Annotated in this window: 11 protein-coding genes; 6 read left to right on the top strand and 5 right to left on the bottom strand. The window is 67.2% G+C overall.

The window, feature by feature from the left end; translation table 11 throughout:
• Positions 1–7: 7 nt before the first annotated feature.
• The 4 genes from ACYX7E_RS01685 to ACYX7E_RS01700 all read right to left on the bottom strand — a co-directional run bounded on the left by ACYX7E_RS01685 (position 8) and on the right by ACYX7E_RS01700 (position 4,836).
• Positions 8–2,548, bottom strand: a complete 2,541-nt coding sequence (locus ACYX7E_RS01685) for a TonB-dependent receptor domain-containing protein (protein ID WP_462078796.1) — start codon at positions 2,546–2,548, stop codon at positions 8–10.
• A gap of 102 nt (positions 2,549–2,650) precedes the next feature.
• On the bottom strand, positions 2,651–3,037 hold the full coding sequence (locus ACYX7E_RS01690) for an STN domain-containing protein (protein ID WP_462078797.1): 387 nt from the start codon (positions 3,035–3,037) through the stop codon (positions 2,651–2,653).
• A gap of 150 nt (positions 3,038–3,187) precedes the next feature.
• On the bottom strand, positions 3,188–4,255 hold the full coding sequence (locus ACYX7E_RS01695; RefSeq protein ID WP_462078798.1) for a FecR family protein: 1,068 nt from the start codon (positions 4,253–4,255) through the stop codon (positions 3,188–3,190).
• Positions 4,252–4,836, bottom strand: a complete 585-nt coding sequence (locus ACYX7E_RS01700; RefSeq protein WP_462078799.1) for an RNA polymerase sigma factor — start codon at positions 4,834–4,836, stop codon at positions 4,252–4,254. Before ACYX7E_RS01700 ends, ACYX7E_RS01695 begins: the two co-directional genes overlap by 4 nt.
• Positions 4,837–5,161: 325 nt before the next feature.
• Between ACYX7E_RS01700 and ACYX7E_RS01705 the strand changes: the two genes are divergently transcribed.
• Complete coding sequence (locus ACYX7E_RS01705) at positions 5,162–7,030, top strand: DUF885 domain-containing protein (RefSeq protein WP_462078800.1); 1,869 nt, start codon at positions 5,162–5,164, stop codon at positions 7,028–7,030.
• Positions 7,031–7,091: 61 nt separating this feature from the next.
• Here ACYX7E_RS01705 and ACYX7E_RS01710 read toward each other — a convergent pair whose 3' ends face one another.
• Positions 7,092–7,484: a hypothetical protein gene (locus ACYX7E_RS01710; protein WP_462078801.1), complete on the bottom strand. Its 393-nt coding sequence runs from the start codon at positions 7,482–7,484 to the stop codon at positions 7,092–7,094.
• 278 nt (positions 7,485–7,762) lie between these two features.
• Between ACYX7E_RS01710 and ACYX7E_RS01715 the strand changes: the two genes are divergently transcribed.
• The 5 genes from ACYX7E_RS01715 to ACYX7E_RS01735 all read left to right on the top strand — a co-directional run bounded on the left by ACYX7E_RS01715 (position 7,763) and on the right by ACYX7E_RS01735 (position 14,930).
• Positions 7,763–8,989 carry a sensor histidine kinase gene (locus ACYX7E_RS01715; protein WP_462078802.1) on the top strand — a complete coding sequence of 409 codons (1,227 nt, stop codon included), beginning with the start codon at positions 7,763–7,765 and terminating at the stop codon, positions 8,987–8,989.
• Positions 8,986–9,789 carry a LytR/AlgR family response regulator transcription factor gene (locus ACYX7E_RS01720; RefSeq protein ID WP_462078803.1) on the top strand — a complete coding sequence of 268 codons (804 nt, stop codon included), beginning with the start codon at positions 8,986–8,988 and terminating at the stop codon, positions 9,787–9,789. Before ACYX7E_RS01715 ends, ACYX7E_RS01720 begins: the two co-directional genes overlap by 4 nt.
• Before the next feature lie 157 nt (positions 9,790–9,946).
• Complete coding sequence (locus ACYX7E_RS01725) at positions 9,947–12,109, top strand: S9 family peptidase (RefSeq protein WP_462078804.1); 2,163 nt, start codon at positions 9,947–9,949, stop codon at positions 12,107–12,109.
• Between the two features lie 93 nt (positions 12,110–12,202).
• Complete coding sequence (locus ACYX7E_RS01730; protein ID WP_462078805.1) at positions 12,203–13,507, top strand: serine hydrolase domain-containing protein; 1,305 nt, start codon at positions 12,203–12,205, stop codon at positions 13,505–13,507.
• A gap of 169 nt (positions 13,508–13,676) precedes the next feature.
• Positions 13,677–14,930, top strand: coding sequence for a serine hydrolase domain-containing protein (locus ACYX7E_RS01735; protein ID WP_462078806.1), 1,254 nt, complete (start codon positions 13,677–13,679; stop codon positions 14,928–14,930).
• Positions 14,931–15,012 lie beyond the last annotated feature (82 nt).

Consider the following 15,012-nt stretch of genomic DNA (forward strand, 5'->3'; position numbering starts at 1 on the left):
CGACACGTCACCACTCCTTGCTGATCTGCAACGCCGCGAACCTTCCCATCGCATCGGCGTTGCTCGGGTCGTAGTTCATGGTCAAGGGCAGCGCAGCGGACAGATACGGCGGCCCCTTGTCGAACAGATTGACGACGCTGGCGCTGATCGCCAGTCCACGTGAAAACCCACCGACACCACCAAACGCGTAGCGCACATTCAGGTCGACCGTCGTCCAGGCATCCACCACCTCCATGGGAGCGACCAGAGTGTGGGTGTAACCGTCCGTGTGATTGACGAACAGTGCGGCGCTGACACCGGACCTGGCCCAGGTGAACCCCGACCTGAGTTTGAAGCGGCTTGGATTCAGCGTGGTACCCACTCGGTCTTCCCAGGGGGCCGTGCCGGTGATGCGCTGCGAGTGCTCCAGCACATAAGTGCCGTCAAGCGACACCCCATACAGATCGCGTCCTTCCCCAAATGGATAGCTCAAGCTCAGGTCCAGTCCGCGGGTGCGGGTGCCGGCCAGATTCCTGGAGCGAAGGTCGATGACAGCGTCCGTCATCGTCGGGAGCAGATCGGTGGGGATCGGCCCGAAATTGGAGAAGCGCGGGTGCATGGTCAACGCCACGATCTCGGCGGGAGAAGGATCGCGGGTGATCACTTCCGAAAAGATCGATGCGTACTGCAGCGCCTGGAATGCCCGTGGATCCTTGGCCAGCGCGATGATGCGATCGTCGTAGTCGATCTGGTAATAAGTCAGCGCCGCTTTGAATCCGGGCAGTCCCCGCGGCTGGAAATCCACCCCGGCCGTCCAGGTGTGTGCGGTCTCAGGCTGCAGATCCGGATTGCTGCCGACCTGGAGCAAGGCCACCGCCGGCACCCCGCCTTGGTCCGCCACCAGAATGGATACGACCTGGTCGGCAACCGGACTGACGTCGAACAGCGACGGCGCACGGAACGAGGTTCCGTAGGTGGCACGCACGCCAATGCCCTCCATGGGACTCCATGACAGGCCAAACTTGGTGTTGGTGGTATGGCCGAAGTCGTCGTAACGGTCGTAGCGCACGGCAGCGGTCGCGGTCAGACGGCGCAGGCCTGGCATCGCATTGTCCGCGCCGACGATCGGCGCGCTCACCTCGCCGAAGACGCTGCCCGCATCGCGGCGCTGGCTCACCCCGCGATACCGGTAATCCAACTGTTCGGTCCGAAACTGCCCGCCGATGGCGGCCTTGACCATGCCGCCCGGCCATTGGAACAGGCCACCGTCCGCCTTTACATCCAGCGCCGCGACATCGGAAGACGTGGACGGAATACCCGCAGGCGCGATGCCAGCGACCCTCACCGCCACATCATTCTTGTTGCTGAAATAGGACGCGAATACCTCGCCGCGCCAGTCACGGCGCAGATCCATCACCAGTCCCATCCTGCCGCCGTACTGCTTCTGCAGCAGATCGTAGTCGTTCAGCTGTCCCAGCAGATCGACATCGCGGGCGTTTCCCTCGCGGTCGCCATACTGGCCATCGGCGATTAGCCGCAAGCGTTCGCCCAGTTTCTGTTCAAGGTGCAGCAACAACGAATGCCGCCGCTCGCCGGGAAATATGTCCGAGGGATCAGGCGCGATCCGGGTCGCGTCACGCGACTCGGTGTCCAGCGGATCCCGCTTGTAGAACTCGTAGCTGGCCAGGAAACTGCCGCCGGACCAAGCGCGCCCGAGCGTCTGGGAGGCGCGGTACTCCGAACTGCTGCCCTCTGTAACCGAACCGTAGCGGAGCCGAGTGTCGCCGCCTTCGAAATCCTGTCGCAGGACAAAATTCACCACCCCGCCGACGGCGTCCGACCCATAAATCGCCGAAGCGCCGTCGGTCAGTACCTCGATCCGCTCTACCGCGCTGGCCGGAATCATGCCCACGTCCACGAAGTTGCCGGTGCCCGCGGGCGCCAGCCGCTGCCCGTTGAGCAAGATCAGGGTCGCTTCGTTGCCGAGACCGCGCAGATTGACCCCCGATCCCATGCGGCTAAACGTGACTGCGCCACTGATGTTGCTCGCCTGGTCCGACTGCCCGCCGGAGAAATTCTGCGGCAAGGTCTGCAGGAACTGCTGTACGGTGGCGTAGCCGGAACGTTCGATGTCCTCTCCGCTGTAGATGCTGATGGGCGACACCGAATCCGTGCCGCGGATGCGTGACCCGGTCACCTCGATGGTTGCCAGTTGCGAGACTGGCGTCTGTGCGGAAATGGCGTTCGACGGCTCAACGACAAATGTGCCGTCGGCCAGCCTCTGATACGAAAGTTGCGTGCCTTCCAACAGTTTGCTGAGGCCATCCGTCGTCGTGTAGACGCCATCCAGCGCCTGTACGGAGACGTCGGCAATATCGTCCCGCGAAAACACCAGTGTGATATCCGCCTGCTCGGCAAAGACATTCAGTGCCGATGCTGCGGATTGCGCCTGCACCTCGAAATGCGTCTTGCCTGGCGTCTCCTGCGCATGGAGGTCCGTCGCCGCGCCCCCGATACCGATGGCGATGACCAGCGCGCTGCAGAGGATGTGACGCTGGGCCGTTCTCAACGCAAGATGACATCGCATGGTTGCATGCTCTCCCCAAAGATGGATTCAGTCCCCGGCACTTCCACCGGCTTGTGTTGAAGACGGGCTTGCAATGGATTTCCGCTATTCCTGCGCACGCGGCCTTCCCGGCGCTTCCGATACTGCGGGTGGAGAAAATCGGCAGGACGCCAGCGGGCAGATGAGGTACATCCCGTCGGCTGTCTGCAGATACCCGAAAGGTGTGCCGTCCAGAAGCCGGTTGAGCCCGTCGCCCACAGTGAAGCTCCCTTTCAATGGGCGAGCCTGCTCCCCGGCGACCAGGTCGTAGGAAAAAATCAGCGCGACATCCGCCTGCTTCGCGAATTCGTTCAGTGCCGAAGCTGCCGGCTGCGCGGGGATGTCAAAGGGCTTGCGCTGGCTGTCCGCTGCCACGCAGGCCGACATCGCAATCAGTGAAAACACGAGTCCCAGCAACCGCGACCCGCGGGAATTCCCAATGGTGTTATCCATTCGGTCTGCTTATCAAGGTGACGACGCGATGGCGTCCGGTCACTGATAGACGGGAATGACGCTCGTTTCCACTATTCACTTCGCGCGATGCACGCCCTCATCGCCAGCGCCCTGCAGGCGGGGGAGAGAAGTGGAGGGGGTGGGAATCGGCTACTGGTGCGTTGCCGGCGCACGTGCGTGAATGTAGACCAGGTCATCGGATGTGCGACGCGTCGTCACCGGAAACGCCTTGGTCAGGGCCTCCAGGAAGCCATCGATATCACCGGTGCGGAAGCGCCCACCCACGCGCAGGTCATGGATACTGGCATCGGCGACCACCAGCCGGGTATCGGTGTAGCGGTTCAGTTCCGCAATCGCCTGCACCAGCGGCTCGCCGTCGAAGACCACGGCGCCTTCCCGCCATGCCAGCGTGTTGGAAACGGCGACCGGAGTGATCTGCGCCACCGGCCACGCGGCTGCGGCTTCAAAGCGCTGCCCGGCGCTCAGTTCGCTGCCCGCCGGCACGGCAGCCGTCGGGCGACCGCCCACCGCCTGTGCCGACACGCCTGTCTGCGGTGTTACGCTGATCTTTCCTTCGGTGACGATGACCTCAATGTCCTGGTTCTCGCGAATCCGCACGTTGAATTCCGTGCCGACCGCACGCACCACCATGTCGCTGGCGTAGACGAGGAACGGGCGTTCCGGATTGCGGGCCACAGTGAACGTCGCTTCGCCTTTCTTGAGGTAGACCACGCGTTGCCCGCGGGTGAACCGCGTCTCCAGGATCGTGTTGGTGTTGAGCTGCACCACCGAGCCGTCGATCAGCGTGGCGCTGCGCTGCTGCCCGACCGCGGTGCCCAGGGTCTGCGATTCACTGTCGCGCTGGTACCACGACAGGCTACCGACCACGATCGCCAGCGATGCGGCCATCGCCCACGGCCCCCAGCGGCGCAGAGACCCGCGCGCCGGCCTTGAGGTCGCGTTGGCGTACAGGCGTCGTTCTTCGGCCACGAAGGTGGCGACCTTCTCGTCGCGCTTGGCCTCTGCCAGTTCGTCCAGCGATGTCCAGATACCGCCCAGCTCTTCGAACGCGCGGCGATGGCGTGGATCACGCCGCAGCCATTGTTCGAACTCGCCACGCACCTCGTCGGCAACATCGCCATCATCCAGCCGCCACACCCAGATCGCGGCTTCCTCTTCCACTTCAACGAGACTACGGAATTTCACCACGTCGCTCATCGGCTGTCTCCTTCGTCCTTGAGCCTGCGCACGTTGGGGACCTCGTCCATCAATACGGGCGTGCCCAACAGATCGTGCTCGCGCAGATGATCCCGGCACCGGACCAAGCCCTTGGCGACGTGCTTTTCGATGGTGCTCTGCGAGATGCCGAGCACCGCACTGATCTCCGCTTGCGACAACTTGTAGACCTTCCTCAATACGAAGACGCGCCGGCAGATCGGTGGCAGGCTATCCACGGCTGAACAGAACGCCTCGAAACGGTGGCGTGCATCCAGCTGCTCTTCGACCTGAGGGCTATCGGAACAGACGCCCAGCGCATCGAAATCCGCCACCGCATCGGTCGCACGACTGACCCGGCGGCGTCCAAGTTCCACTGCCAGGTTGTGGGCGATGGTGAGCAGCAACGCCTTGGGCGACTCGACCGCGGTGTAGTCCCGGATGCCGTAGATGCGCAAATAGGTGTCCTGGATGACGTCCTCGATGTCCTCGTCGGAGTTCAGATACTTGCGCAGGTACTGCTGCAGCACCTGCCGATGGCAGAAGACCTGGTTGAGGAACCATTCGTGGCGGTCGGATGACATGGAGGCGAGCGGCGGCTGACATACGTTTGTCCTCTCCATGGAACGCTGATGGCAGCACGATGTAAAGCAATAACTTCCCGCAAGTGACTGTTTTCACGATGAATCCAAGGGAATGGCGGAAACTCCCCAGTCGCCCGTCTTCATGGGGTTGTGTCCCATGCCCTGATCCGTCCGGCCTCGTCCGAGGCGCGCATGTCCTGGCCGGCAGGGCGCCTGATGTCAACGCACGGTATCGGCCGCACCGGTCCGGGATCACGTCCGGCACTGCGCACCGGCAAGCGGTTGCGGCATGATCGGCGGACCACCGTTTCCGCCGGAGTTGCCCATGCGCCGCATCCTTGCCGTGTCCGCCCTGTCCCTGGCCCTGTGCGCGGCCTGCTCGCCGGGCACGCCCCCGGCCGCCGATGGCACCCCGGCCACGGCCGCCGAAGCAGGCACACGGGCCGCGACCACCGACGCCCGCCTCAACGAATGGTTCGAGCGCAAGTACGAGGAGCAACTGCAGTTCAGCCCGCTGGGCATGACCATGCTCGGCCGCAAGGACCGCTACGGCGAACTCGACGACATGTCGCGCGAGGGCGCTGCCAAGCAGCTGGCGTGGCAGGCCGCTGCAGTCGATGAGATGAAGTCGAGCTTCGACTACGACGCGCTCGGCGATGACGCCAAGCTGTCCTGGGACCTGTTCGTCTACCAGCTCGAGGCCGCGAAGGCCGCCGAGCGTTTCCACGACCACGGCTATCCGTTCGAGCAGATGGGCGGCGCGCAGGCCTTCCTGCCGACGTTCCTGATCAACTTCCACAAGGTCGACGACGAGGCCGACTATCAGGCGTATGTGTCGCGCCTGCGCGAAGTGCCGCGCGCGTTCGGGCAACTGCTGGAACAGGTCAAGCGCTCGGCCGCCGCCGGCATCCGCCCGCCGCGCTTCGCGGAGGAGGGCGTCATCGACCAGGCCGGCAAGGTCATCGCAGGCGCGCCGTTCGACAATGGTCCCGACAGTGCGCTGTGGGCCGACGCCCAGGCCAAGGCCGATGCGCTGCAGAAAGCCGGCAAGATCGACGCCGCGCGCGCACAGGCCCTGAAGGACGAGGCGCGCAAGGCCCTGCTCGAATCGGTCAAGCCCACCTTCAGCGACGTCATCGCCTGGTTCACTTCCGACCTGCCCAATGCCCTGGTCAATCCCTCCGGCGTCGGCACCACCCAGCCCGACGGCGCCGCGTACTACGCCGAACGCCTGCGTGCGTCGACGACCACCGACATGACCGCCGAGCAGATCCACCAGATCGGGCTCGACGAAGTCACGCGCATCCGCGCCGAGATGGAAGCGCTGAAGACCAAGGTCGGTTTCGATGGCGACCTGAAGGCCTTCTTCAAGTTCGTCGATAGCGATCCGCAGTTCAAGTTCCCCAATACCGATGCCGGCCGCCAGGCCTATATCGATGGCGCGACCCAGGCCATCGACACCATCCGCAAGCAGTTGCCGAACTACTTCGGCCTGCTGCCGAAGGCCGAGCTGGTGGTCAAGCGCGTCGAGGCGTTCCGCGAGCAGGACGGCGCTGCGCAGCATTATTTCCCGAGCACGCCCGATGGGTCGCGTCCCGGCGTCTACTACGCGCACCTGTCGGACATGAGCGCGATGCCCCGGACCACGCTGGAAGTCATCGCCTACCACGAAGGCCTGCCCGGCCATCACATGCAGATCGCGATCGCGCAGGAACTGCAGGGCGTGCCGGAGTTCCGCAAGCAGGCGATGTTCAATGCCTATGCCGAAGGCTGGGGCCTGTACTCGGAATGGCTGGCGCGCGAGATGCCCGGCACCTATACCGATCCGTATTCGGAGTTCGGCCGGTTGACCTCGGAGATGTGGCGCGCGATCCGGCTGGTCGTCGACACCGGCCTTCACGCCAAGGGCTGGACCGAGGAGCAGGCCGTAGCCTATTTCTCCGAGAACAGCTCGATCCCGCTGCCGGCGATCCGCGCCGAAGTCCGCCGCTACATCACCTGGCCGGGGCAGGCGACCGGTTACAAGGTCGGCATGCTGAAGATCCAGCAGCTGCGCGCCAAGGCCGAAAAGGCGCTGGGCGACAAGTTCGACATCCGCGGTTTCCACGACGCCGTGCTCGGCGGCGGCGCGATGCCGCTGACGCTGCTGGAGCGCCGCATCGACCAGTGGATCGCGAGCCAGCAGAAGGGCTGACCGCCACCCACAGCCGCGCGGGGCGCTGTCGTTCGGCGCCCCCGCTACCCGACGTCAAGCTTCAGTGGGCGCGGTCGGCCAGCACGCCGTTCGCGCGGCCGTCTCCGCGCCGACCGTCGGTCGCGCCCAGGCGCAGGCCGCGGCTGCGGCAGACGTCGATGTCGCGGTACAGCAGGGTGCGACCATCGCGGAAGCCGATGCGGAAGTCCTGCACGCAGTGCGCACCGGAGACTTCGACCGTCGCGGCGGTGAAACCGCCACGCAAGGGGGCGGCGATCGCGATCGGCACGAACGTGCCGTCGCCGGCGGGTGCCGCCGAGGCCGAGACCACGCTGTCGTGGCTGGCATTGATCAGCTCGAAGTAGCGCGTGCCGGTGCCTTCGGCACGGACGTCGGCGGCGTGGGATGCGGTCGCGAGCAGCGCGACCAGGGCGAGAGTGTGCGCGATGGACATGACAGTGGCTCCGGTGCAGGGAATGGGGGCCGGAGACAGGCGATCCACGCTCCGGCACCGGCATCAGGCCGTGTCGTCGTGGCGCCGGAAAGCGATTCGGGACGAATCGTCGTAGTGCGCGCGCCAATCGTAGCCGGCGGCCGGAATCGCTTCCGGCGTCCCGCCAATGCGCCTAGGATGCGGACGTCCCCCACAGATGGCCGGGCACCACGCCGGGGGCGCCACGACGCCGCCATGACCCGCACGCCCACCGCACGCGACATCGACACCGGAGCAGCATGAAGATCCGCCTAGGCAGTCACGAGATCGGCCTGTTCCGCTACCTGGCGCTGTGGACGGCGGTCGCGGTGCTGTTCGCCCTGCAGAACAAGATCAACCGCGGCCTGCCCAGTACCGACTGGCCGCTGTGGGATCTGCTGCGCTGGTCGCTGATCCAGTGGTACACCTGGGCGGCCCTGGCCCCCACCGTGTTCCGCCTGGCCGAGCGCTACCCGGTCAGCAACACGCTGCGCTTCCACGGACTGGGCAAGCAACTGCTGGCCAGCCTGTGCATGACGTTCATCGCGATGATGATCGGCGCGATGGTCTCCACGCTGTTCGAACCCAGCGGCTTCGGCGAGCAGCTGGGATACTTCCTGGAGCAGCACTTCGCCATCGGCCTGCTGACCTACTGGATGCTGTTCGCCATCCAGCAGGCCATCCAGTTCCACGCCGAGAAGGCGCGGCGCGAGCTGGAAACCAGCCGGCTGGCCACCGAGCTGGCGCAATCGCGGCTGCTGGCGCTCAAGTCGCAGCTGCAGCCGCATTTCCTGTTCAACACGCTGCACGCCATCATCACCCTGCTCGACGAGGACAAGGTCTCGGCCGAGGACATGCTGCTGCGTCTGAGCGAACTGCTGCGCGCGTTCCTGGAGGACTATGACGGCCAGGAGATCAGCCTGCGCCAGGAACTGATGCTGCTGGACCTGTACCTGGGCATCCAGCGCACGCGCTTCAAGGATCGCCTGACCACGCGGATCTATATCGCGCCGGACACGCTCGACTGCGCGGTGCCCAGCCTGATCCTGCAACCGATCGTCGAGAACGCGATCCACCACGGCATCGGCAAGCGCGTGGGCGCGGACTGCATCGAGATCGAGAGCCGTCGCGAAGGCGACACCCTGTCCCTGGACGTGCGCAACCGCAACAGCAGCCTCGACGAGCAGGGCGCTGGCACCGGCGCCGGCACCGCCCCCTTGGCCGGCGATGCCGGGGATGTCCCCAGCCATGGCATCGGCCTGTCCAATACCCGCCTGCGGCTGAAGGAACTGTATGGCGATGCCGCGCAGGTGCGCCTGGACATCACCTGGCCGCAGGGCGTCGCCTGCCGCATCCAGCTGCCGTTCCGCAGGATCGAAGCAGCTGCGGTCGATCCGTTCGGGCCTGATGTCCCGGGATCCGCCGCCAACAGGCACGATACCGACCCGTTCGATGACGACGACGCTCCGGAAGTGCCGCGCGCATGACCCTCACCGCACTGGTCATCGACGACGAGCCGATCGCGCGGCTGGCGATCGTGCGCCTGCTGCGCGACGACCCCGAGATCGAGCTGGTCGGCGAGTGCGGCGACGGCGTGTCCGCGGTCGAAGCGATCCGCAGCAGTTCGCCCGACCTGGTGTTCCTCGACATCCAGATGCCCGGCATCACCGGCCTCGACGTGGTCGCGACGATCGGCGCGGCGCGCATGCCGGCGACCGTCTTCGTGACCGCCTACGAACAGTTCGCGGTGCGGGCCTTCGATGCCAATGCCGTCGACTACCTGGTCAAGCCCTTCGCCCGCGAACGTTTCGCCGATGCGCTGCGCCGGGTCAAGGCGCGGCTGGCGGCAGCGCAGGGCACCGATGCCGACACCGCCGCGCGGATCATGCAGGCACTCGACGCCCTGCGCCAGCGCGACGATTACCTCGCGCGCATCCCGGTGCGCGAGGACGAACGCGTGGTGTTCGTCGATGTCGACGACATCATCTGGATCCGCGCCAACCGCAACAGCGTGCAGATCCACGTGCCCGGCCGCGTGCACGAGCTCCGCGAGACCATGACCGCGCTGCAGGCACGGCTGGACCCGCGCCGCTTCGCGCGCGTGCATCGCTCGGCGATCATCAACATCCAGCGCATCAAGACCATCGACCCCTGGTTCAACGGCTACCACGTGGTGACGATGGACAACGGCCAGCAGCTGCGCATGAGCCGTTACCAGCACGAGACCTTCCTGCGCCTGGTGACCACGCAGCGTCCCGGCGCCCAGGCCCCGGACGCGTCCGGCTGACCGTTCGTCGGCGCGGGTGCCGGCGCCTCGCCCCAGCGGCCAACTTAAGTACTGGCACCGATGGCGCCCCCTCGGCTTTTGCCTAGCATCGCGGAACCTGGAGCGGGCACGACCGACGCCCGGGCGGTGTCCTTCGCTGTCCTGCCGGAGATTCGACATGCCCACCCGTGATCCGCGCCTGCCCGCCTTCGCCGGCGCGCTGGCCACCTGCGCCCTGCTGGCCCTGACCCTGCTGCTGCCTGCACGCGCAGCCGACGACGGCTTCGCCAGCGTGCTCGACCACTACCCGCTGCTGACGCCGCCGACCGGCACCGCCAGCGGCAAGGCCGCGGCCTGGGTCGAGAACGTCGGCGGACGCCGCACGATCTGGTTCGCAGCAGCCACCGATGCCGCTCCCCGCGCGTTGGCGCAGTTCGCCGACAATGGCCTACCGATGTCCGAGCTGACCGTCTCCGAGGATGGCCGCCGGTTGGCCTACATCGTCGGCAGCGGGCCCAACGCACAGGGCGAGATCAACAACCCGCTGCACCTGGCCGATCCGCAGGAGCGTGTGCTCTGGGCCACCACGACGACGGCGCCGGCACCGCGCAGGATCGCCGGCGGCAGCACCGCGCGGCTGCATTCGCCGGTGCTGTCGCCCGATGGCGCGTCGCTGGTCTATGCCCAGGGCCGCGAGGTCTGGTCGAGCGACCTGCGCGATCCCGCGTCGCAACCGCAACGGTTGTTCACGCTGCACGGCAGTGCCGGCGATCTCGCATGGGCGCCCGATGGACGTCGCCTCGCGTTCGTCAGCCATCGCGGCAGCCACAGCTTCGTCGGCATCTTCGATCTCGCCGATCGCCGCCTGCGCTATCTCGCGCCAGGCATCGATAGCGACCGCGAGCCGCGCTGGTCGCCCGATGGCCGCCAGTTGCTGTTCCTGCGCGAACGCGAGGAAACGCAGAGCTACCGCTTCACGGTCCGCCTGGACAGCATCCCCTGGTCGATCATGCTGGCCAATGCCGACAGCGGCGAGACCCGCACGCTGTGGACCGCCGACCGCGGTGCCGGCAGCACGCCCTACGGCTCCGATCCGTTCTGGATCGACGCCGACAGCATCGGCCTGTTCTGGGAAAAGACCGGCTGGCGCCAGCTCTATCGACTCGGCCTGGACGGTCGCGCGCCGACACGCCTCAGCAGCGGCGATGGCGAAGTCGCCACCGCCATCCCGTCGGCGGACGGTCGCCGCATCTACTACACCGCCAATGCCGATCTCCGCGAACGCTTCGACCTGCATGCAGTCGCCGCGTCCGGAGGTGCCAGCCAGCGCCTGCTCGTCGGCGAGGGCATCGCCACGCGCGGCATCCGGCCGGTCGCGCGGGGCGCGGCCGGCGTTGTCGTGCCGGCCTATCAGCCCAGCGCCCCGGTGCGCATGATGGCCATCGATGCCGGCGGCAGCGCACGCAGCTTGTCGGCATCGGCTTCCGGCGCCGCAGCGGCCTCCGCTTCGACCGCTGCACGCCCGGCGATCCCGGCCGCACTGCTGCCGACGCCGGAGATCGTGACGCTGAGTGCCGAGGACGGCCTGCGCCATCGTGCGCTGCTGTACAGGCCCGCGACCCCGCGAGCCGGCAAGTCGCCGGCGGTGGTCTATGCGCATGGTGGTTCGCGCTGGATCGAGACCGTGGAACCGTTGCATGCCTGGGGCATCGTCGAGGCGCTGGTCGCGCGCGGGTATGTCGTGCTGGTGCCCAACTACCGCAGCGGCGAAGGCTACGGCCTGGCGTTCCGCGAGACCCCCGGCTACGGTGGTAGCGGCGGCACCGACACGCTGGACATGACCGCCGCCGGCAAGTACCTGCGGGCCCTGCCCGACGTCGACGGGGATGCGATCGGCATCTTCGGCATTTCCTACGGCGGTTACCTGACGACCGCGGCGATGGCGAAGGCGCCGGAGCTGTGGGCGGCCGGCGTCAGCATCGTCGGCGTCGCCGACTGGCAGATGGAACTCGAACTCGACCGTGATGGCGCGCGCCTGCCATTCCGGCTGTCGCAGCGCATGCAATACGAGGACCTGGCCTATGCCTCGTCGGCCAACGCCTCACTGGAGGGCTGGCGCGCCCCGCTGCTGTTCATCAGCGGCGACGACGACGCCCAGGGCTGGCTGGTGCAGGCGATCGAACTCGGGCAGCGGTTGCGCCGGCGCGGCATCGCCGTCGATGCGATCGTCGAGCCCGGCGGCACGCACTCGCCGGCCACCCATGGCCAGCTGCGCGACCGGGTCGCCGCGACACTGGCGTTCTTCGATCGCCACCTGGCGCGACGGGGCAACGGCCGTTGATCGGCAGGTCCGCGCATCGCGGACCTGCCATCGCGGTTCGCGGCTATGCTCGGTGCGCCCCGACACCCGCCTCTCTCCCAACACGGTGAAGACATGAGCTTGCGCACTGATGCACCGCACGCGGCCGCAACGCCACCAGGGACGCGTGCACGCTTGCATCACCTGCTGCTCGCCATCGCGATGGTCCTGCCCGGTACGCCTGCGTTTGCGCAGTCGGTCGCGGCAGCGAATGCGGCAACGCATGCGCAGGCACCCACCGCCCGCCGGGCCGTCGCGCAGGGCACGGCCACGGCCACGTCCGCCGCGATCGAGCGCAGCTTCACCGAGCGCATGCGCGAAGGCGGGCTGGTCGGCGTGGCGGCCGCCGTGCTGGTCGACGGCAAGGTCGCGTGGACGCATGGCGAAGGCTGGGCAGACCTCGCCCGCAAAGTGCCTTTCACGCCGGACACGGTGATGAACATCGCCTCGATCAGCAAGACCGTCACCGGCGCGGCGATGATGCATGCCGTGCAGGACGGGCAACTCGATCTCGACGTCGACATCAACCGCTACCTGCCGTTCAAGGTCGTCAATCCCGCGTTCCCGGACACGCCGATCACGTTGCGGCAACTGGCGACGCATACTTCCAGCATCACCGATCGCGAAGCGGTCTATGCCCGCGCCTATCACTACGGCGGCGATGCGCCGGTCGCGCTCGGCGACTTCCTGGCCGCGTATTTCGACCCTGCGGGCGCCGACTACGATCGCGCGAATTTCCTGGACAGGATGCCCGGCGCGCATCGCGACTATTCCAACATCGGCGCCGCGCTGGCCGGTTACATCGTCGAGCGCGTCAGCGGCGAAACGCTCGACGCCTACACCCGCGAGCGCATCTTCGTGCCGCTGGGCATGACGCGCACCGCCTGGCGGTTGGCGGAGATTCCTGCAGGCCGCCACGCGACCCTGTACACGCTGCGCGACGGCCAGCCCGAAGCGCTGCGCCCGTACAGCCTGAGCACCTATCCCGATGGCGGCGTGCGCACCTCGGTCAACGACCTGTCGCGTTTCTTCCTGGCCCTGCTCGGCGACGGCGCGCTGGACGGCCAGCGCATCCTCGATGCCGCATCGGCACGCGAGATGCTGCGCTTCCAGTTCGATGCACGCCGGCATCCCGACAACGTCGACGTCGCCGAACTGAACTCCGGCCTGTTCTGGGCGACCCGGCTCAACACCCGCCTGATCGGGCACGGCGGCAGCGACCCGGGGCTGAAGACAGAGATGCTCGCCGACCCGGCCCAGGTCACCGGCATCATCATCTTCACCAATACCGAACTGACACCGACCGGCCGCAAGGCCTTCAATGCGCTGGTCGACGCGCTGTTCGCCTACGCGCAGACGCTGAAGACCGCCGCGCACTGAAGCACGCACACTGAGGCCCGCGCGGGACGCACGCGCGGGCACGCCGGAGCTGCCTCATGCCGCGATCCGGGGGTTTCATCGGCGCTGCCGGCGCTTCGTCGCAAGCCGCTTGTCGCCGGAGGCCGCGCCTCGCAGATTACGGGGCGACCCAAGCCGCACCGGTGATGCCATGACGTCCTGCACGCACGTTCTCCCCGTCGTCGCCCGCGGCCTGCTCGCCGCCACCTGCCTGCTCGCGGCGTGGCCGGCGTCCACCCTGTCTGCCACCTCTCCTGCTGGTGCCGCCACCGCAGCGCCCACGTGTCAGGCACGCAAGCCGGCGGCAGCCAGCGATGCCGTGCCGCTCGACCGCAAGGTCGCCGAGCGCATGCGCGACGGTGGCATGGTCGGCGTCGGCGCGGCGATCATCATCGATGGCAAGGTGGCCTGGACGCAGGGCTACGGCTGGGCGGATCGCGAGCGCCGCATCGCCTTCACGCCCGACACGGTGATGAACATCGGCTCGATCACCAAGACGGTCACCGGCGTCGCGATGATGCAGGCGGTCCACGACGGTCTGCTCGCGCTCGACGCCGACATCAATCGCTACCTGCCGTTCAAGGTGGTCAATCCCGCCTTTCCCGACACGCCGATCACGCTGCGGCAGCTGGCGACGCATACCTCCAGCATCAGCGACCGCATGGCCGTCTACGACACCGTCTACCACTATGGCGGCGACTCGCCGGTCGCGCTCGGCGACTTCCTGGCCGGCTACTTCGTGCCCGGCGGCAACGACTACGATGCCGGCAATTTCCTCGCCCAGGCGCCGGGCACGCATCGCGAATACTCCAACATCGGCGCCGCGCTGGTCGGTTACATCGTCGAGCGCGTCAGCGGCGAAGCCTTTACCGACTACACGCGGCGGCGGATCTTCGAGCCGCTGGGCATGGACCGCACCGGGTGGCGGCTGTCAGACATCCCGCGCGACCGGCACGCCGCGCTGTATGTCTCGCAGCTGGGCCTGACGATCCCGATCCCGCTGTACGGCATGACCTCGTATCCCGATGGCGGTGTGCGCAGCTCGGTGGCCGACCTGTCGCGCTTCTTCATCGCGCTGCTGCAGGGCGGCGGGCGCATGCTCGATCCCGCGTCCACGCGCGAGATGCTGCGGCTGCAGTTCGATGCCGGACACCATCCCGACAACGTCGATCCGGCCGACAAGAACTCGGGCCTGTTCTGGGCGACCAAGCTCGGCGGCAGCCTGGTCGGCCATGGCGGCACCGACCCCGGCCTGAAGACCGAGATGCTGTTCGATCCTGCGCAGGGCGTCGGCGTCATCCTGTTCACCAACACCTCGCTGTGCGACGACGCGATGGGGGCCTATGTCGGCCTGCTGCACGACCTGCGCGCGCATGCGCTGACACTCAAGCACGCCGCACGCTGATGCCCGCCACCCGATCGCGCAAGCTCAGACAGCCCCGCCAGGCAGCTCCCCCAGGCAAGGCCATCGCTGCGCGGCCGTCACG

The sequence above is a fragment of the Luteimonas sp. RIT-PG2_3 genome (genome assembly GCF_054902115.1).